17 protein-coding genes, 1 tRNA gene and 2 pseudogenes are annotated in these 17,253 nt (G+C 67.9%); 8 read left to right on the plus strand and 12 right to left on the minus strand.

The window, feature by feature from the left end; genetic code table 11:
- Positions 1-17 precede the first annotated feature (17 nt).
- The 6 genes from tauA to XINFAN_RS12710 are packed head-to-tail and all read left to right on the plus strand — an operon-like array spanning position 18 to position 5,167.
- Positions 18-1,004 carry a taurine ABC transporter substrate-binding protein gene (gene tauA, locus XINFAN_RS12685; RefSeq protein ID WP_124087240.1) on the plus strand — a complete coding sequence of 329 codons (987 nt, stop codon included), beginning with the start codon at positions 18-20 and terminating at the stop codon, positions 1,002-1,004.
- 46 nt (positions 1,005-1,050) lie between these two features.
- Complete coding sequence (locus XINFAN_RS12690) at positions 1,051-1,836, plus strand: taurine ABC transporter ATP-binding protein (protein ID WP_124087241.1); 786 nt, start codon at positions 1,051-1,053, stop codon at positions 1,834-1,836.
- Positions 1,833-2,693, plus strand: a complete 861-nt coding sequence (locus tag XINFAN_RS12695; protein ID WP_124087242.1) for an ABC transporter permease subunit — start codon at positions 1,833-1,835, stop codon at positions 2,691-2,693. The genes XINFAN_RS12690 and XINFAN_RS12695 overlap by 4 nt, the downstream gene beginning before the upstream one ends.
- 3 nt (positions 2,694-2,696) lie before the next feature.
- Positions 2,697-3,995 (plus strand): histidinol dehydrogenase, encoded by a 1,299-nt coding sequence (gene hisD, locus XINFAN_RS12700; protein WP_124087243.1) that lies wholly within the window; start codon positions 2,697-2,699, stop codon positions 3,993-3,995.
- Between the two features lie 55 nt (positions 3,996-4,050).
- Positions 4,051-4,431, plus strand: coding sequence for an XRE family transcriptional regulator (locus XINFAN_RS12705; protein ID WP_124087244.1), 381 nt, complete (start codon positions 4,051-4,053; stop codon positions 4,429-4,431).
- Entirely contained in the window at positions 4,391-5,167 is a 777-nt protein-coding gene (locus tag XINFAN_RS12710) for an RES family NAD+ phosphorylase (protein ID WP_124087245.1), read from the plus strand. The genes XINFAN_RS12705 and XINFAN_RS12710 overlap by 41 nt, the downstream gene beginning before the upstream one ends.
- 101 nt (positions 5,168-5,268) lie before the next feature.
- On the opposite strand, the gene msrA is transcribed toward XINFAN_RS12710, so the two are convergent.
- From msrA to XINFAN_RS12770, 12 genes and pseudogenes are all read right to left on the minus strand, one after another.
- A complete protein-coding gene (gene msrA, locus XINFAN_RS12715; RefSeq protein ID WP_124087246.1) occupies positions 5,269-5,772 on the minus strand; it encodes a peptide-methionine (S)-S-oxide reductase MsrA in 504 nt (167 codons plus the stop codon).
- Positions 5,769-6,950, minus strand: a complete 1,182-nt coding sequence (locus tag XINFAN_RS12720) for a M20 aminoacylase family protein (protein WP_124087247.1) — start codon at positions 6,948-6,950, stop codon at positions 5,769-5,771. The genes msrA and XINFAN_RS12720 overlap by 4 nt, the downstream gene beginning before the upstream one ends.
- Before the next feature lie 57 nt (positions 6,951-7,007).
- Positions 7,008-8,348 (minus strand): NAD(P)/FAD-dependent oxidoreductase, encoded by a 1,341-nt coding sequence (locus XINFAN_RS12725; protein WP_124087248.1) that lies wholly within the window; start codon positions 8,346-8,348, stop codon positions 7,008-7,010.
- Positions 8,349-8,422: 74 nt separating this feature from the next.
- Positions 8,423-9,712, minus strand: a complete 1,290-nt coding sequence (locus XINFAN_RS12730) for a DUF3422 family protein (RefSeq protein WP_124087249.1) — start codon at positions 9,710-9,712, stop codon at positions 8,423-8,425.
- A 126-nt stretch (positions 9,713-9,838) separates the two neighbouring features.
- Positions 9,839-11,098 (minus strand): glutamate-5-semialdehyde dehydrogenase, encoded by a 1,260-nt coding sequence (locus XINFAN_RS12735; protein WP_124087250.1) that lies wholly within the window; start codon positions 11,096-11,098, stop codon positions 9,839-9,841.
- A 105-nt stretch (positions 11,099-11,203) separates the two neighbouring features.
- Entirely contained in the window at positions 11,204-12,331 is a 1,128-nt protein-coding gene (gene proB / locus XINFAN_RS12740; protein ID WP_124087251.1) for a glutamate 5-kinase, read from the minus strand.
- A complete protein-coding gene (gene obgE, locus XINFAN_RS12745) occupies positions 12,319-13,344 on the minus strand; it encodes a GTPase ObgE (protein ID WP_124087252.1) in 1,026 nt (341 codons plus the stop codon). Before obgE ends, proB begins: the two co-directional genes overlap by 13 nt.
- 228 nt (positions 13,345-13,572) lie before the next feature.
- Positions 13,573-14,085 carry a GNAT family N-acetyltransferase gene (locus tag XINFAN_RS12750; protein WP_124087253.1) on the minus strand — a complete coding sequence of 171 codons (513 nt, stop codon included), beginning with the start codon at positions 14,083-14,085 and terminating at the stop codon, positions 13,573-13,575.
- Positions 14,082-14,657, minus strand: a complete 576-nt coding sequence (locus tag XINFAN_RS12755) for a GNAT family N-acetyltransferase (RefSeq protein WP_124087254.1) — start codon at positions 14,655-14,657, stop codon at positions 14,082-14,084. Before XINFAN_RS12755 ends, XINFAN_RS12750 begins: the two co-directional genes overlap by 4 nt.
- A 141-nt stretch (positions 14,658-14,798) precedes the next feature.
- Positions 14,799-15,068: a 50S ribosomal protein L27 gene (rpmA, locus tag XINFAN_RS12760; RefSeq protein WP_124087255.1), complete on the minus strand. Its 270-nt coding sequence runs from the start codon at positions 15,066-15,068 to the stop codon at positions 14,799-14,801.
- Between the two features lie 84 nt (positions 15,069-15,152).
- Positions 15,153-15,524, minus strand: a pseudogene (gene rplU / locus XINFAN_RS12765) (50S ribosomal protein L21); the annotation flags it as partial.
- Between the two features lie 207 nt (positions 15,525-15,731).
- Entirely contained in the window at positions 15,732-16,616 is an 885-nt protein-coding gene (locus XINFAN_RS12770) for a DUF2059 domain-containing protein (RefSeq protein ID WP_124087257.1), read from the minus strand.
- 155 nt (positions 16,617-16,771) lie between these two features.
- On the opposite strand from XINFAN_RS12770, the gene XINFAN_RS12775 reads away from it, so the two are divergent.
- Together XINFAN_RS12775 and XINFAN_RS12785 are read left to right on the plus strand one after the other, a co-directional pair.
- Positions 16,772-16,861, plus strand: a tRNA-Ser gene (locus tag XINFAN_RS12775).
- Positions 16,862-17,145: 284 nt separating this feature from the next.
- A pseudogene (locus tag XINFAN_RS12785) lies at positions 17,146-17,253 on the plus strand (IS5/IS1182 family transposase); the annotation flags it as partial.

Below are 17,253 nucleotides of genomic sequence, written 5' to 3' on the forward strand. Positions count from 1 at the left end.
ACAGTGGAGAAAACGACATGACCTACCGCATCAAAGCCATGGCGCTCGGCCTGGCCGCCGCCCTCGTCAGCGGACCGGCGCTGGCCGAAACCATCATCATCGGCCATTTCGGCAACCCCACGCCGATGCAATTCGCCCGCGCCGAGGGCAAATTCGAGGCCGCCACCGGCTGGGACATCGAATGGCGCAAATTCGACGCCGGCACCGATGTGATCGCCGCCATGGCCGCGGGCGATGTGGCGCTGGCCGAACTCGGCTCCTCGCCGCTGGCCATCGCCAGTTCCCAGGGGGTGGAGCTGCAACTCTTCATGCTGGCCGCCGTGCTCGGCACCGCCGAAAGCCTGATCGCGCGCGAAGGCTCGGGGATCGAAAGCCTCGCCGATCTGAAGGGCAAAAAGATCGGCGTGCCGCTCGGCTCGACCGCGCATTATTCGCTGATGGGCGCGCTGAAACACGAGGGGATCGCGGAAACCGAGGTCACCATCATGGGCATGACCCCCGACCAGATCGCCGCCGCCTGGGAACAGGGCGCGATCGACGCGGGCTTCGTCTGGGAACCGGTGCAGAACCAGATCCTCCAGACCGGCACCCGGATCATCGGCGCCGATCAGATCGCCGAATGGGGCTATCCGACTTTCGACGCCTGGGTGGTCGGCACCGATTTCGCCAGCGCCAATGCCAAGGCGCTGGTCGCCTTCGCCAAGGTGTTCGACGAGGCCAACGCCGCCTATCTGGCCGATCCGGCCGCCTGGAATGCGGAAAGCGCCGAGGTCAAGGCGCTGGTCGATATGACCGGGGCCGCGCCGGAACAGGTGCCCGGCATCATGGAAGGCTTCGTCTTCGTGCCGCTGAAGGACCAGACCTCCGAGGCGCTTCTGGGCTCGGCGCCCGCGATCCTGAAATCCACCGCTGAATTCCTGAAAGGCGCGGGCCGGATCGACACGGTGGCCGACGATTACGCCCCCTTCGTCAACCTCTCGGTGATCGAAGCCGCAACGCAGTGATCTGCCGCGGGGCCGCAGGGCCCCGCCTTTCAGCCGGGGAGTTTGCATGGGCCTACAGATCAGGCAGGCGTCGGTCGTCTATCCGGCCAGCGGCGGGCGTATGGGGGTCGAGGCCCTGCGCAGCATCGACCTGGAAATCGGCGAAGGCGATTTCGTGGTGGCGCTCGGCGCCTCGGGTTGCGGAAAATCCACGCTTCTCAATCTGATAGCGGGATTTCTTTCACCAACCTCGGGCGAGGTGCTGCTGGATGGCCGGCCGATCACCGCGCCGGGGGCCGACCGTTCGGTGGTGTTCCAGAAACATGCGCTGATGCCTTGGCTGAATGTGCTGGACAACATCGCCTTCGGGTTAAAGCTGCAAGGCAGGAACGCATCGGAACGCAATGAGATCGCACGGAAATTCGCCGATCTTCTGGGTCTGCGAGATTTTCTGTCCTCGCCGGTCTGGCAGCTTTCGGGCGGGATGCAGCAGCGCGTCGGCATCGCCCGGGCGCTGACCTCGGACCCGCGGCTCTTGCTGATGGACGAGCCCCTGGGCGCGCTCGACGCGCTGACGCGGGAAAAGGCGCAGGAGCTGATCCTGACCATCTGGCAGCGCACCGGCAAATCGGTGTTCTTCATCACCCATTCGGTCGAGGAAGCCCTGTTCATGGGCACGCAGCTCATCGTCATGTCGCCGCGCCCGGGCCGGATCGCGCATCGCTTCGATCTGCCGTTCTCGCGCCGTTTCCTTTCTGGCGAGAAGGCACGACATGTCAAAGCCTCGCCCGATTTCATCGCCTTGCGCGAGGAAGTTCTCGAAATCATCTTCCAGGACGAGGAGGAGGCATGACCCGCCGCCCCGACCAGCGCCCCGCCGGCTTTCTCTCGCGTTTCCTGAAAGACCGCGCCACCCGCCCGGGCGAGGTCTACGGCGTGCCCGGCCAGGGCAGCACCACGCTTCTGTCGCTGGCCTCGATGGCGGCGATCCTGTTCCTGTGGTGGCTGGTGACCTGGATGGGCTGGGTCAAGCCGTTGTTCCTGCCCTCGCCCCAGGCGGTCTGGTTCAAGTTCCTCGACATCTGGGCCAACGGCTTCACCAACACGCCGTTTCTGGAACATCTCGGCATCTCCACCGCCCGGGTGTTCGGCGCCTTCCTGCTGGCCTGCCTGATCGGTGTGCCGCTCGGCCTCGCCATGGGCATGTCGCCGGTGATCCGCGGCATTTTCGACCCGCCGATCGAGTTCTATCGCCCGATCCCGCCGCTGGCCTATCTGCCGCTGATGATCATCTGGTTCGGCATTCATGAGACCTCGAAGGTCGCGCTGATCTTCCTCGCCTGTTTCGCGCCGATTGCGCTCGGGGCGCGGGCCGGGGTGAAATCGGCCGCCATCGAGCAGATCCACGCCGCCTATTCCTTCGGCGCGACCCGCTGGCAGGTGATGCGCCAGGTGATCTTCCCCTCGGCGCTGCCCGAAATCATGACCGCGATGCGGATCGGCATCGGCTTCGGCTGGACCACCCTCGTCGCCGCCGAGATGGTCGCCGCCACCCGCGGCATCGGCTATATGGTGCTCTCGGCCAGCCAGTTCCTGCAAACCTCGACGGTGATCGCCGGGATCATCGTGATCGCCGCCATCGCCTATGCGTTCGATCTGCTGATGCGCTGGCTCGAGCGCCGCCTCGTCCCCTGGAAAGGGAAGATCTGAGCCATGGCGGTGACCTACCTGAAACAGGCGCAGCAGCGCGAAACCACGGAAGATGTGCGCCCCCGGGTCGAGGCGATGCTGGCGCAGATCCGCGCGGGCCGCGAAGACGCGGTGCGCCGCTTCGCGCGGGATCTCGACGGCTGGGAGGGCGAGATCTTCGTCAGCCGCGACGAGATCGCCGCCGCCACCGCGCGCGTCCCGCCGCGGCTGCGCGACGACATCCGCTTTGCCCATGACAACATCCGCCGCTTTGCCGAGGCGCAGCGCGCCACGATCCAGGATTGCGAGCTGGAGATCCTGCCGGGCCTGACTGCGGGTCAGCGCCAGATCCCGGTCCAGGCCGCGGGCTGCTACGTGCCGGGCGGGCGCTACAGCCATATCGCAAGCGCGATCATGACCGTGACCACCGCGAAGGTCGCCGGTGTGCCGCAGATCGCCGCCTGCTCGCCGCCGCGCCCCGGAGAGGGTATCCCCGACGCCATCCTTTACGCGATGGACCTTTGCGGCGCGGACCGGATCCTGAACCTCGGCGGCGTCCAGGCGGTGGCGGCGATGGCGCTCGGCCTCTTCGGCCTGCCGCGCGCCGATATCCTTGCCGGCCCCGGCAATCCCTTCGTGGCCGAGGCCAAGCGGGTGCTTTACGGCGAGGTCGGGATCGACATGTTCGCCGGGCCGACCGATCTGATGATCCTCGCCGACGACAGCGCCGATCCGGCGCTGGTGGCCTGCGATCTGGTCGGCCAGGCCGAACATGGCGGCAATTCCCCGGTCTGGCTGGTCACCGGTCACGCGCCGCTGGCGCGGCGGGTGATGGATCTGGTCCCCGGCCTGATCGCGGCGCTGCCCGAGCCGAACCGCGCCAGCGCGGCCGCCGCCTGGGCCGGCTGCGCCGAGGTGATCCTCTGCGAGAGCCGCGAGGAAATGGCGCAGGTGGCCGATGATTACGCGCCCGAGCATCTGCATGTCCAGGCCCGCGCGCCGGACTGGTGGCTCGGCCGGCTCCGTGCCTATGGCTCGCTGTTTCTGGGCGAGGAAACCACGGTGGCTTACGGCGACAAATGCGCCGGGCCCAACCATGTGCTGCCGACCTCGGGCGCCGGGCGCTATACCGGCGGGCTGTCGGTCCACAAATTCATGAAGACCGTCACCTGGCAGCGCGCCACGCGCGAGGCCTCGCGCCAGTTGGCCGTCCCCACCGCCCGGATCTCGCGCGCCGAAGGAATGGAGGGCCATGCCCGCACCGCGGTGGCCCGGCTGGAAAAGTTCTTCCCCGGCGAAAGATTCGATCTTTTCCCCGGCTAGCCCCTTTCACATGAACGCAATCCTTCTTATGTTTTCATCAGAAAGGAGAAATGCCATGTCGCTGAATGCCACTTTCTCCCCCGATCCGGCCCGCGGCCAGGTTCTCGCCAAAGCGGCCTTGCGCGCGGCGGAACGGCTCGGCCTTTCGGCGCGGCAGTTCGCCCGCATCACCGGCCTGTCGGAACCCACCGTCTCGCGCCTCAAACGCGGCGCCGCGGGAATCGAGGAGGACAGCAAGGCGTTCGAGCTCGCCGCGCTCCTCGTGCGGCTGTTCCGCTCGCTCGACGCGATCACCGGCGGCGACGAGGCGGTGGCGCGCGCCTGGCTGACGGCTCCGAACCTGGCGCTCGGCGGCACCCCCGCCGGGATGATCGCGAAAGTGCAGGGGCTGGTCGATGTCTGCGCCTATCTCGACAGCCGCCGCGCTCCGCTCTGAGGCGCGCGCCTTCCGGGGCCGCGGCTGGCGGCTGGTCGAGGCGCAGCACCGGGTCTCGACGCTGAAACTGGTCGACAGCCTGTCAGAGCAGGCGCTGCTCGAAGACATCCTCGAAGACACCAAGCCCGCGCTGCCGGATGCCTGCCGCGGGCTCGACTACCTGCTCGCCACGCCGTTCCGCTATCGCCCCTACCCGAATGGCTCGCGCTTCCGCCGCGCGGGCATGACGCCGGGCGTCTGGTATGGCGCCGAACGGGTGCAGACGGCGGTCGCGGAAATGGTGTTCTACCGCTTCCTGTTCTACGCCGAGAGCCCGGAGACCCCCTTCCCCGACGATGCCGCGGATTACACCGCCTTCGCGGCGCGGCTCGACACGCCCGCGCTCATCGACCTCACTGCGGGCGCGCTGGCCCGCGATGCGGCGGCCTGGACCCATCCCACCGATTATGCCGCCTGCCAGGCGCTGGCGGATGCCGCGCGCGAGGCCGGCGCGCAGATCATCCGCTATACCTCGGTGCGCGACCCGAAGCGCGGCGCCAATCTCGCGGTGCTCGATTGCGCGGCCTTCGCCGCCCCGCAGCCGATCGAGCGCCAGTCCTGGCGCATCCGCATCAGCGCGACCGGCGCCATGGCTTTGCGCGAACACCCGCACCAGGGCCTCGACTTCCCGCGCGAGGCTTTCGCGAACGACCCCCGCCTCGCCGCGATGACCTGGCACCGCCCCCGCGCGCGCTGACCCCTCTATTTTCTGTCTGAAAATATCCTCGGGGGGTGAAGGCCGCAGGCCGAGGGGGGCGCGAGCGCCCCCCTGCCCGGCCTCCGCCAGCGCCCCTGCCGTCACTCCGCCGCACGTTTCGGCAGCACCCAGCCGGGTCGCGGGAAATGGCAGGTATACCCGTTCGGCTGGCGCTCCAGGTAGTCCTGATGCTCGGGCTCGGCCTCCCAGAACTCGCTTGCCCGCTCGACCTCGGTCACCACCGGCCCGGGCCACAGCCCCGAGGCGTCCACATCGGCGATGGTCTCCACCGCCACCGCCCGCTGCGCCTCGCTCGTCCAGTAAATCGCCGAGCGGTAGCTGGGGCCAAGGTCGTTCCCCTGCCGGTCGCGCGTGGTCGGATCATGGATCTGAAAGAAGAACTCCAGCAGATGCCGGTAGCTCAGAAGCGAGGGTTCGAAGATCACCTCGATCGCCTCGGCATGGCGGCCATGGTTGCGGTAGGTGGCATTCGGCACCTCGCCGCCGGTATAGCCGACGCGGGTGTCGATCACCCCGGGCAGCCGCCGGATCAGCTGCTGCATCCCCCAGAAACAACCGCCCGCCAGGATCGCTCTTTCGCTCATCGGAACTCCTCCGCGTTCAAAGGCAGCCGCGCCTCGGCCATGGCGGCAAGCCAGCCCGCGCCATAGGGGATGGCCTCGTCGTCGAAGTCATACCCGGCATGGTGCAAAGGCGCGCTGTCACCATTGCCGAGGAAGATATAGGCCCCCGGCCGCGCATTCAGCATATAGCTGAAATCCTCGGCCGCCATAAGCGGCGCGGTATCCTCATCGACATGGGCCGAGATCTGCCGGGCCACATCCGCCGCCAGCACGGTGTTCGCGGGCGCGTTCTCGGTCACCGGATAGCCGCGGTCGTAGTCCAGCACGGCCTCGGCCCCGAACATCGCCGCGGTGCCCCCGACGATCCGGCGCAGCCGTGCCTCGGCCATGGCGCGCACCTCTTCGTCCAGAGCGCGGATCGTGCCCTTCATCCGCACCTCCTGCGCCAGCACGTTATAGGCGGCACTGTCGCTCGCGATGGTCGAGACCGAGACCACCGCCGATTTCAGCGGGTCGGTGTTGCGCGAGACGATGCTCTGCACCGCCACCACGATATGGGCGGCGACCAGCGTCGCATCCACCGCATCCTGCGGCTTCGCGGCATGGCCGCCCTTCCCCGTGACCGTGATCGTGAACTGGTCCGAGGCTGCCATCAGCGGGCCGGGCCGGATCGCGAAATGGCCGACCGGGATTCCGGGCATATTGTGCATGCCGTAGACCTCGGCGATGTTCCAGCGCTCCATCAGCCCGTCTTTGACCATGGCGAGGCCGCCGCCGCCGCCCTCTTCGGCGGGCTGGAAGATGCAGACCACCTTGCCGTCGAAATTGCGGGTCTCGGCCAGATATTTCGCGGCGCCGAGCAGCATCGAAGTATGGCCGTCATGACCGCAGGCATGCATCACCCCGGGCGTGCCCGAGGCGTAATCGCGCCCGGTCTTCTCATGGATCGGCAGCGCATCCATATCGGCGCGCAGGCCCACCACGCGGCCCCGGCTGTCGCTGCGGCCCCGGATCACCGCCACCACGCCCGAGCGCCCGACGCCTTCCGTCACCTCGTCGCACCCAAAAGCGCGGCAAAGTTCGGCCACCCGCCCGGACGTGCGCGGCAGGTCGTAGTTCAGTTCGGGGTGGCGGTGGAAATCGCGCCGCCAGGCGGCAATTTCAGGCGCGAGTTCGGCGAAACGGTTGCGGATCGGCATAGAGGGACTCCTTCGGGCCCGAGAGTGAACCCGCCGCCCGCCGCGCGCAACCCCCTCTCAGAGACTGGGGCCGGGCACCAGCTTCGTCCCGTCGCTGAAGCGCGACAGGCGGAAGCGGGTCAGATCATGGCCCGGATCGCGCCCGAGGGTCAGATCGGCGATCACCCGGCCCATGCCGGGGCCGATGCCGAAGCCGTGGCCGGAAAGCCCGGTCGCGATGATCAGCCCGCCGAGCGGCGCGCGGTCGATCACCGGCACGATATCGGGCATGGTCTCGATCATGCCCGCCCAGGCGGCGGCGATCTTCGGCCGGCCGATCCCGGGGAAGGCCCCGGCGAAACGGTCGCGCAGCCGCCCGATGGCGCGGCGGTTCGGCTTCGGGTCCAGGATGCGCAGCCGCTCGAACGGGCTTTCCAGATCGCCGTCCAGCCAGCGCGGGGTGGACCAGGCGTCGGGGAAGCCGCGCGGCGCCATCGGGCGAAAGCCGGTGTTCGAGAAGGTCCGGCCGATCAGCGGCAGATAGGTGAAGAATTCGCGGAACGCATCGGGGCCGATCCAGAAATCATGATGATCGCCGGGCGCGAGCGTATAGCCGCCATCCACGCGGCGGCGGAAGGCGAAATAGCTGTCGGCGGCAGCACCCGCAAAGACCTCGGGCAAGGGTTCGGTCGCGGCGACGCTGGCCAGAACGGAAAGCTGCGGGATCCGAACGCCATGCGCGCGCAGGAAGAGCCGCGACCAGGCCCCCGCCGCGACCACCACCTGGTCGCAGGCGATCCGTCCGGCCTCGGTCACCACGCCCGCAACCTGCCCTGCCGCGATGTCCAGGCAACGCACCGCGCAGTTCTCGCGGATCGTCACGCCCTTTTCCGCCGCCAGACGCGCCAGCAGCGGCACCGCGACGAAAGGCTCGGCGCGGGCGTCCGAGGCGGTCCAGAGCCCGCCTTTCCAGTCCGCGCGGGCCGAGGGGATCATCTGCGCGACCTCCGCCCCTGAAATCAGCCGGCTGTCCACGCCAGAGCCCGCGACCATATCGAGCCAGGCCTGAAACCCGGCCATGTCGCCCTCTTCATTGGCGAGATACATCACCCCGGTCTCGCGATAGCCAAGCGGATCGCCGAGGCCCCGGGCCAGATCCTGCCAGATCCGCAGACTCTCCATCACGATCGGCAGTTCCGCCGGATCGCGGCCCTGCTGGCGGATCCAGCCCCAGTTGCGGCTGGATTGTTCGCCCGCGATGCGGCCCTTCTCGCAGAGCACCACCTTCGCACCGCGTTCCGCCAGGTAATATGCGGTCATGACGCCGATGATGCCGCCGCCGATCACCACCACATCGGCGCGCGCGGGCAGTTCGGCGGCGAAGCCGACCGGGGTGTCAATCGTGATCGGGAATCTCATGGCGGACCTTCGCGCGCGGGGGATCGGCCGCGAAAATCGCGCCGGAACGCGGCAGGGTCAACGGAAATCCGCGCTCAGTGGAAGCTGCGCTTGATCCGCCGCAACCCAAGCCACACCAGCGCCAGCACCGGCAGCACCAGCGCCGCCGTCAGCGCCTCTTTGCCAAGGCCCGCCAGTTTCGCCAGCGGATAAAGCGCATAAGAGGCGAGGCTGACCGCGTAATAGCTGATCGCCACCACCGAAAGCCCCTCGACCGTGTGTTGCAGCCGCAAAGCCAGATCGGCGCGGCGGTCCATGCTTTCCAGAAGCCGCTGGTTCTGTGCCGAGCGGTCGACATCGACCCGCGTGCGCAACAGCTCCGCCGCCCGTTCGGCCCGCTCCGACAGCGCATGAAGCCGCTTTTCCGCGGATTTCACCGTGCGCATCGCCGGATCATAGCGGCGCATCATGAATTCGCCGAAGGTCTGGCGGCCCTCGATCCGCTCTTCGCGCAGGACCTGGATGCGCTGGTTCAGGATCGCCTCATAGGCCGCCGTCGCCCCGAAGCGGAACGAGACCCGCACCGCAAGACGTTCGAGTTCGGCCGAAATCGAGAGCAGGTCATGCAGCACCGCCTCGGGCGCGGGGCCGCCCGCCGGCGTGTCGAGCCCGGCCACCAGGTCCGACAGCCGCGGGTCGAGCCGGTTGAGATGGCCGGTCAGATCGCGCGCCCGCATCAGGCCCAGCATCGACATGGCGCGGTAGACCTCAATCTCGCACAGTCTTTGCAGGATCCGCCCCACCCGGCGGCGCCCGGTGCCGGGGCGGACGAAAACCGCAAAGCGCATGTGCCCGGCCGGGTCGATGCGGAAATCGCCTGCGATCACCGCCGCGCCGTCGACGACTTTGGAAATCGCAAGGCTTTCGGGCACGAACCAGTCCTCGGCCCGGACGAAAATCTCGCCCATGCTGGCGGGCATCGGTTCGATGCGGATCAACAGCGCGGCAAGGCGGCGGCCCGGGGCGGCGGCGATCCAGTCGGCGGGGAAAATTTCCGCCTCGGCCGGATCGAAAGGCCGCGCCGAAAGGCCCGGCGAAAACGCCGAATAGGTCACGAATTCGGTATGGCTTTCCCATTTGAGCTCGGCCCGCCCCATCGGGCCGGAGTAATGGGTCGCCTCGGGCTGGGGATGGGCGCCGCCGTGGCGGTCGATCAGATCGAGCAGATGTGCCCGGTCCTGCGCGCGGTCGCGCCCGGCGGCGTCCTCGGGCTCCTTGAACGCCATGACCACCGCGGTGCAGGGCACGTCCAGCGCCGGGAAAGGCCGGGCGTGCAGCTCGTTCACCGTGGCATAGCGTTGCGGATGGTCGGAGTCAGGGGTCATAGGGGCGCCGTCGGATTTGCAGGTCAGGGGCCGTTATGCCGCCCGCACGGGCGGTTTCCAGCGCTTTCCCCGCATACCAGGGCATGCGGGGGATCTGTTGCCTGGATGCCAGAGCCGGATCGGCGGTCAGCCGCGTATCGTGCCGTCTCCGGTCACCAGATATTTGAAACTGCACAATTGTTCGGCACCGACCGGACCGCGGGCATGCATCTTGCCGGTGGCGATGCCGATCTCGGCCCCCATGCCGAATTCGCCGCCATCAGCGAACTGGGTCGAGGCATTGCGCATCAGGATCGCCGAATCGAGCCGCTCGAAGAAACGCGCCGCGGTGGTGTCGTTCTCAGTGAGGATGCTCTCGGTATGGCCCGAGCCGTAGCGGCGGATATGGGCGATGGCCTCGTCCACCCCATCGACCAGTTTCGCGGCGATGATCATGTCGAGAAACTCGCGGCCGAAGTCGTCGGGCGCCGCCTGCACCGTGCCGGGCACCTTCAGAAGCTCTCCTTCCGTCCTGACCTCGACCCCGGCCTTCAGCAGATCCTCGATCAGCACCGGCCCATGTTTCGTGTAGAACTGCCAGTCGATCAGCAGGCATTCCGCCGCGCCGCAGATGCCGGTGCGGCGGGTCTTGGCGTTCAGCACCACCCGGCGGGCCTTTTCCAGGTCGGCGTCGCGGTCGGCATAGACATGGCAGATGCCGTCGAGATGGGCGAAGACCGGCACCCGCGCCTCGCGCTGGACCAGCCCGACAAGGCCCTTGCCGCCCCTGGGCACGATCACGTCGATATAATCGACCGCCTTCAGCATGGCCTCGACCATGGCGCGCTCGCGGGTGGGGACAAGCTGGATCGCCGCCTCGGGCAGGCCGGCCTGCTGCAAACCGCGGATCATGCAGCCGTGGATCGCCTCCGAGGAATGGAAGCTCTCGGATCCGCCGCGCAGGATCACCGCATTGCCGGCTTTCAGACAAAGCGCCCCGGCATCGGCGGTGACATTGGGGCGGCTCTCATAGATCACCCCCACCACGCCCAGAGGCGTAGCCACCCGCTGGATGTGCAGGCCATTGGGCCGGTCCCATTCCGCCAGCACCCGGCCGACCGGATCGCGCTGCTCCGCCACCGCGCGCAGCCCGTCGACGATGCCGCGCAGCCGGGTCTCATCCAGCCGCAGCCGGTCGATCATCGCCGGGCTGAGCCCTTTCTGCGCTGCAAAATCCAGATCGAGAACATTGGCATCGAAAATCTCCTGCCGCCGCTCCCATACCTCATGCGCGGCAGAGATCAGCGCGGCGGCCTTGCGCTCGGAGGAGGCGAAAGCCAGCTCCGCCGCCGCCGCCCGCGCCTTCGCGCCGATCTCTGCCATCAGATCCGTATATTGCCCGTCCATCGCCCTCTCCTTCGCCCGGGAAGCGGAGTTTTCAAAAACTCCGCGCCGGAGCCTTCCAAGGCTCCGGTCCGATTTCTTCCAAGAAATCGGGCCTGCCGCGCCCGCTCACATCACCATATCGTCGCGGTGCACCAGCGCCGCGCGGCCCTGATAGCCGAGGATCGCCTCGATCTCGCCCGAGCGATGGCCCGCGATGGCCTTCGCCTCGGCCGAGGTATAACGCACCAGCCCCTTGCCAAGCACCGCGCCCTCGGGCGACAGGATCGCCACCGGCTCGCCGCGCCCGAATGTGCCGGTGACCTTCGTCACCCCCGCCGGAAGCAGGCTCTTCCCCGCCCGCAACGCCGTCGCCGCGCCCGCGTCCAGCCGCAATTCGCCCCTCGGCTTCATCGCCGCGATCCAGCGCTTGCGCGCGGCCTGCGGATCGCCCTCGGGCAGGAACCAGGTCCGGCTCGCGCCCTCGGCCAGTGCTTTCAGCGGCCGCGGCCCTGACCCCTCCATGATCGCCATGGCGCAGCCCCCGGCCACCGCGGTCCGGGCCGCCATCAGCTTGGTCTTCATGCCGCCTTTCGACAGGCCGGAGATCGGATCGCCTGCCATCGCCTCGATCCCGGGCGTGATCCGCTCGACCAGATCGAAACGCACGGCGGTCGGGTCCTCCTTCGGATTGGCGGAATAGAAGCCGTCCACATCCGACAGCAGCACCAGCTGATCCGCCCCCGCCGTCACCGCGATCTGCGCCGCCAGCCGGTCGTTGTCGCCGAAGCGGATCTCGTCGGTCGCCACGGTGTCGTTCTCGTTCACGATCGGCACCACGCCGAGGCCGAGCAGCGTCTCCATCGTCGCGCGGCTGTTGAGGTAGCGGCGCCGGTCGGTGGTGTCCTCCAGCGTGACCAGCACCTGGGCGGTGGTGATCCCGTGCGGCGCCAGCACTTCCTCATAGGCGCGGGCGAGCCGGATCTGCCCGACCGCCGCCGCCGCCTGGCTCTGCTCCAGCGTAAGCGCGCCTGCGGGCAGGCCCAGCACGATCCGCCCGAGCGCGATCGAGCCCGATGAGACCAGCACCACCTGCGTGCCCCGAACGCGCGCCTCGGCCACATCAAGCGCAAGCGCCGAAAGCCAGGCCTGTTTCAGCCCCTTCGCCCGGTCCACGAGCAGCGCCGAGCCGATCTTGATCACGAGGCGCCGCGCCTCGCGCACGTCGGGCGCGCGGTTTTCGGTCAGGGTTGCCAGGGCCCGCCCTCCTCTTGCTCGCCGCCGGTCCCGCGGATTTCCACCATCAGCGCGCGCAAAACCTCGGGGATGCCCTTGCCGGCCGCGCCCGAGATCACATGCACCGGCCCGCCGGACGCCTTTTCCAGCGCGCGCCTGCGGTCCGAGATCTGCTTCGCATCCATCGCATCGGTCTTGTTCAGCGCAAGGATCCGCGGCTTGTCGCCCAAAAGATCCGAGTAAGCCTCCAGCTCCTGCACGATGGTGCGGTAATCCTTCGTGACGGTGGACGACGTGCCGTCCACCAGATGCAGCAGCACCTTGCAGCGCTCGACATGGGCAAGGAACTGGATGCCAAGGCCGCGCCCCTCGCTCGCGCCCTCGATCAGGCCGGGGATATCGGCCATGACGAATTCGCGCCCGTCGATGCCGACGACGCCTAGATTGGGCACCAGCGTGGTGAACGGATAATCCGCGATCTTGGGCCGCGCATTCGACACCGCCGAAAGGAAGGTCGATTTCCCGGCATTCGGCAGCCCCACCAGCCCCGCATCGGCGATCAGCTTCAGCCGCAGCCAGATCGTGCGCTCGACCCCCGGGATGCCCGGATTGGCCTTGCCCGGCGCGCGGTTGGTCGAAGATTTGAACCGCAGGTTGCCCCAGCCCCCGTTGCCGCCCTGCGCGAGCAGCACCCGCTGGCCCGGCTCGGTCAGATCGGCGAGCACGGTTTCCTCGTCCTCGTCGAGGATCTCGGTGCCCAAAGGCACTTTCAGCACGATGTCGTCGCCCGACTTGCCGGTCTTCTGGCTGCCCATGCCGTGCTGGCCGTTCTTCGCAAAGAAATGCTGCTGATAGCGGTAGTCGATCAGCGTGTTCAGCCCCTCGACCGCCTCGGCCCAGACCGAGCCGCCGCGCCCGCCGTCGCCGCCGTCCGGCCCGCCGAATTCGATGAATTTCTCGCGCCGGAACGAGACGCAGCCCGCGCCGCCGCCGCCCGAGCGGATATAGACTTTGGCAAGATCGAGAAACTTCATGGCTCAGGCGCTTTCGTCAGGATTTTTTCGCGATACAGGAGAAGGGCCGCCACCTCAAGCGAGCCCTCTGCGCGGGCGGAAAGGTCGGCTGCCTCCGGCGGGGGTATTTATATCAGGCTGAATGGGATTTCCCGGCGCTTTCGGGCTTTCACCCTGATGCAAATACCCCGGGGGAGTCGCTCCGCAGGAGCGGCGGGGGCAGCGCCCCCTTCTTACGGCGCCCCTTCTTTACGGAGACGGTCGCTCGTCCAGCCGCAGTTCCATGAAGCGCAGATCCAGCCAGCGGCCGAATTTCTGCCCGACCTCGCGCATGACCTGATCGCCGGTGAAACCGAGGCTCTGGTGCAGCGCGACCGAAGCCGCGTTGCCGGCCTCGATCCCTGCCACCATGACATGCAGGCCCGCCGCCCGCGCGCGGGCGATCAGCGCCTGCATCAGCGCGCGCGCATGGCCCCTGCCCCGGAAGGCTTCTCCGACATAGACGGAATGCTCGACCGTCAGCCGGTAGCCGTCGAAAGCCCGCCAGGGACCGTAAGAGGCATAGCCCGCGACCTCGCCCCCGAGATCGGCCACCAGCACCGGAAAGCCCGCCGCCTGGCGTGCCATGAGCCAGTCGCGCCGGTTGGCCTCGTCGACCAGGGTATCGTTCCAGATCGCGGTCGTATGGCGCACGGCATGATTGCAGATCGCGGCGATGGCCGCCGCATCGGCGGGCCCGGCATCGCGCAGGATCGCGCTCACTTCACCAGCTTTCGGATATAGGTCCAGGTCGGCACGATCGCATTGCGCGCGACCGAGAACGCCTCGGCATCGCCCAGATATTCGAACCCCGCATTGGTCAGCACCCGGGCCGAGCCCGGATTGTCCTGGAACACTTCGGCGAAATAGGTGCTGTCCGCCAGCGGATTGGCCGCGATCAGCGCCCGCACCGCCTCGGAGGCGATCCCGGTGTTCCAGAACACCGGCGCGACCCAATAGGCCACTTCGGACTGGCCCGAGCGCCCGGCCTTCACCTCCATCGGCTTGAGGCTGATGACGCCGAGAAGTTCCGCCAGCCCGCTGTCGGATCCGTCCATCACCCAGACCGAGCCGGGCCGGTCATGCGTCATCGCCCGGGCCACATAGGCCTCGGCCGCGCCGGGCGGAAACGGATGCGGGATGTTCTGCGTGGCCTCGGCCACCCTGCGATCGCCCGCGTAATGCGCGATGAGCCCGGCGTCCGAGGTCCGCACGGCGCGCAGCACGAAACGGCCTGCTTCTATCCTTGCCCCGGCGAACGCATCGTCCGGGGTCGGGATCGTATCGAGAACCATGGCTTCCCTCCTGCCTGAAGCACATTTGGGCATGTCATCCCGGTTTTCCCACCCCCGCCGGGTCTTTTCCGCGGCGGAAATGAGGAAAGGGACCGGCTTTTCAGCCGATCCCCCGATACATTCCGAATGTAACGGTCCGGCTTACTCGGCAGCCTCCACCGCCGGGAGGACCGAAATGAAGGTGCGGCCCTTGAGGCCCTTGCGGAATTTGACCGCGCCCTCGACGGTGGCGAAGATGGTATGGTCCTTGCCCATGCCCACGCCCTGCCCCGGGAAGAAGGTGGTTCCGCGCTGGCGCACGATGATATTGCCCGGGATGACGGCCTGGCCGCCATAGAGCTTCACACCCAGACGACGGCCGGCCGAGTCGCGACCGTTGCGGGACGAACCGCCTGCCTTTTTCTGTGCCATGGGGGATTACTCCTTCGCTTCGGCGGCCTTGCGGGCGCGCTTCGGTTTCTCGGCGGCTTCCGGGGCGGCCTTCGCGGCTCCGGGGGCCTCATGGGCGGCGCGGCGCGCATCGGCGGTGCCGGTGGCGGCTTTCACGCCCGACTTTTCCGCGCCCGAGGCGAGGACATCGGTCACGCGCAGCAGCGTCAGCTGCTGGCGGTGGCCGCGGGTGCGCTGCGAGGAGTGCTTGCGGCGGCGTTTGACGTAGGAAATGGTTTTCGGGCCTTTGATCTGTTCGATCACTTCGGCCTGCACCGCGGCGCCGGCCACCAGAGGCGCGCCGACGGTGCTGTCCACCATCAGGATTTCGTTGAACTGGATCTTGTCGCCAGCCACCGCGTCAAGCTTTTCAACGCGCAGAACGTCACCCGCCTGCACCTTGTATTGCTTGCCGCCGGTCTTCAGGACCGCAAACATGGGTCTTCCTTCCTTCGTTGCCCGCGTCCTGCGGCCCCTGTTTGCCGGGCATTCCCGGTTCAGGCGTTGGTGGGTTTCCCCGCCTTCGGACAGCGCATCCGTTGCCGGATGATGTTCAAATAAAACCGCCCCGGGATTCGCACCCCGGGGAGATGCGCGCTTATGAAGCCTAGGGCCGTCCGCGTCAAGGCCCCGCAGGGCCGCGGCTCAGATCTCGCTGCCCTGCATCGCCCGCCCCACCTCATGGCCAAGCTCGCGCATCACCGGCGTGAAAGCCGCATCGAACCCGGCGAACAGCGCGGCGTTGATCTCGCGGCCCCCGGGCGTGGCCGTGAAGTCGATATAGGCCTGCAACTCGGCGTCGCTCAGCGGCGCATAGGCCAGTGCCATATAGGTCAGAAGCCAGGCGGTGGTGGTGGCACGGATCTCGCCCTCCTGGCGCCAGACCTGGGCCATGCGCTCGTCTTGCGGCAGGCGCTGCGCGGCGGGCAGCGTCTCCGTCAGCCCTTCGTCGAAGGCCGCCGCGCCGGTGAGGCCCGCGGCGACATTGCTCTCGATCAGATCCCCCGCCTCGATCAGAGCGCGGATCAGCCGCAGCCGCGGCGCGCGGGCATCGCGCAGCTTGTCCGCCGCCACTTCGGCCGCCTCGCGCGCGGCCTCATCCAGCAGCACGCGCCGCGCTTCGATCTCCAGCGTGACGATGCGCTGTCCGGCGGCAGAGCCGAAGAAGTCCCGGGCCGCGTCGATGGCCCCGGGCTTCTCCGCCAGAGCGGCGGCGAATGCCTCATCGAACCGCACCTCCATCCTCTGCGGATCGTAGATCCGGGCGACGGTCTGCTGCCAGCGCGCGCCATCGCGGCCCGGAAACATGCTCTGCCCGAGCGAGGCGCCATAGGCCCCGCCCTCTTCCGCCAGCACCGGGAACAGTTCGCTGAGCCGCAACTCGTCCAGCAGCGCGCCGGTGTCGGCGGCTTTCTGAACCACCTCGGCCCGCGCCGGCGCCTGCTGCATGAAAACGAGCGGCGCGAGCCCGAGCGCCCCCGCCGCCAGGGCAAGACGCAGAGCGCGCGCAACGCCGACAGATCCCCGCATCCGCCCTCTCCCTTTCGCGAAAATTCCCGCCGTCAGCTTAGGCGCAGCGCCCGCCGGGGCCAAGACCGGGAAATCTCAAACCTGCGTGCGCAGAGGGCTTGCGCTTGCCCGAAGTCCCCGCTAAACCCCCGCCTCACAGACGACCCCCAAAGCGCGGAGAGGTGGCGGAGTGGTCGATCGCGCCGGTCTCGAAAACCGGAGTGGGTGCAAGCCCACCGTGGGTTCGAATCCCACCCTCTCCGCCACTTCGGTATAAAACCGGGAACGCCGATTCCCGCCGATTTCCCTCCTTTAGTGGCTATCAGCGCCCTCAACAGCGTGTTTTTGCTGCCGTTGATGTAGATCGCATCGTCCGCGACCTCGACGCACTGTGCGAAAGCCCGGACATGATCCCGCCGATAGCCGCCCTTTCCAAGCCGGAGCCGGGTGCGGGCTTCGGACGCCAGTTCCCGCACGGCCGCGCCTGTGGGCTTTATTGCACGAATCGTGCTGGATTCATCTTATGAATCCAGCGTGGTAGCTGTGCTGCATGAGTAACCCCCCGCCGCCCGTCTGCAAGACCAGGAACTGGTCCGCTTATAACGACGCGCTCAGGCGGCGTGGTTCGCTGACGATCTGGTTCGATCCCGCGATGCCC

The sequence above is a fragment of the Pseudogemmobacter humi genome, assembly GCF_900609055.1.
GTDB lineage: Bacteria > Pseudomonadota > Alphaproteobacteria > Rhodobacterales > Rhodobacteraceae > Pseudogemmobacter > Pseudogemmobacter humi.

Excerpts from the sequence above, each read along its gene's own strand:
- tauA (WP_124087240.1), top strand. The coding sequence starts at position 18 with ATGACCTACCGCATCAAAGCCATGGCGCTCGGCCTGGCCGCCGCCCTC.
- XINFAN_RS12690 (WP_124087241.1), top strand. The coding sequence starts at position 1,051 with ATGGGCCTACAGATCAGGCAGGCGTCGGTCGTCTATCCGGCCAGCGGC.
- XINFAN_RS12695 (WP_124087242.1), top strand. The coding sequence starts at position 1,833 with ATGACCCGCCGCCCCGACCAGCGCCCCGCCGGCTTTCTCTCGCGTTTC.
- hisD (WP_124087243.1), top strand. The coding sequence starts at position 2,697 with ATGGCGGTGACCTACCTGAAACAGGCGCAGCAGCGCGAAACCACGGAA.
- XINFAN_RS12705 (WP_124087244.1), top strand. The coding sequence starts at position 4,051 with ATGTCGCTGAATGCCACTTTCTCCCCCGATCCGGCCCGCGGCCAGGTT.
- XINFAN_RS12710 (WP_124087245.1), top strand. The coding sequence starts at position 4,391 with ATGTCTGCGCCTATCTCGACAGCCGCCGCGCTCCGCTCTGAGGCGCGC.
- msrA (WP_124087246.1), bottom strand. The coding sequence starts at position 5,772 with ATGAGCGAAAGAGCGATCCTGGCGGGCGGTTGTTTCTGGGGGATGCAG.
- XINFAN_RS12720 (WP_124087247.1), bottom strand. The coding sequence starts at position 6,950 with ATGCCGATCCGCAACCGTTTCGCCGAACTCGCGCCTGAAATTGCCGCC.
- XINFAN_RS12725 (WP_124087248.1), bottom strand. The coding sequence starts at position 8,348 with ATGAGATTCCCGATCACGATTGACACCCCGGTCGGCTTCGCCGCCGAA.
- XINFAN_RS12730 (WP_124087249.1), bottom strand. The coding sequence starts at position 9,712 with ATGACCCCTGACTCCGACCATCCGCAACGCTATGCCACGGTGAACGAG.
- XINFAN_RS12735 (WP_124087250.1), bottom strand. The coding sequence starts at position 11,098 with ATGGACGGGCAATATACGGATCTGATGGCAGAGATCGGCGCGAAGGCG.
- obgE (WP_124087252.1), bottom strand. The coding sequence starts at position 13,344 with ATGAAGTTTCTCGATCTTGCCAAAGTCTATATCCGCTCGGGCGGCGGC.
- XINFAN_RS12755 (WP_124087254.1), bottom strand. The coding sequence starts at position 14,657 with ATGGTTCTCGATACGATCCCGACCCCGGACGATGCGTTCGCCGGGGCA.
- rpmA (WP_124087255.1), bottom strand. The coding sequence starts at position 15,068 with ATGGCACAGAAAAAGGCAGGCGGTTCGTCCCGCAACGGTCGCGACTCG.
- XINFAN_RS12770 (WP_124087257.1), bottom strand. The coding sequence starts at position 16,616 with ATGCGGGGATCTGTCGGCGTTGCGCGCGCTCTGCGTCTTGCCCTGGCG.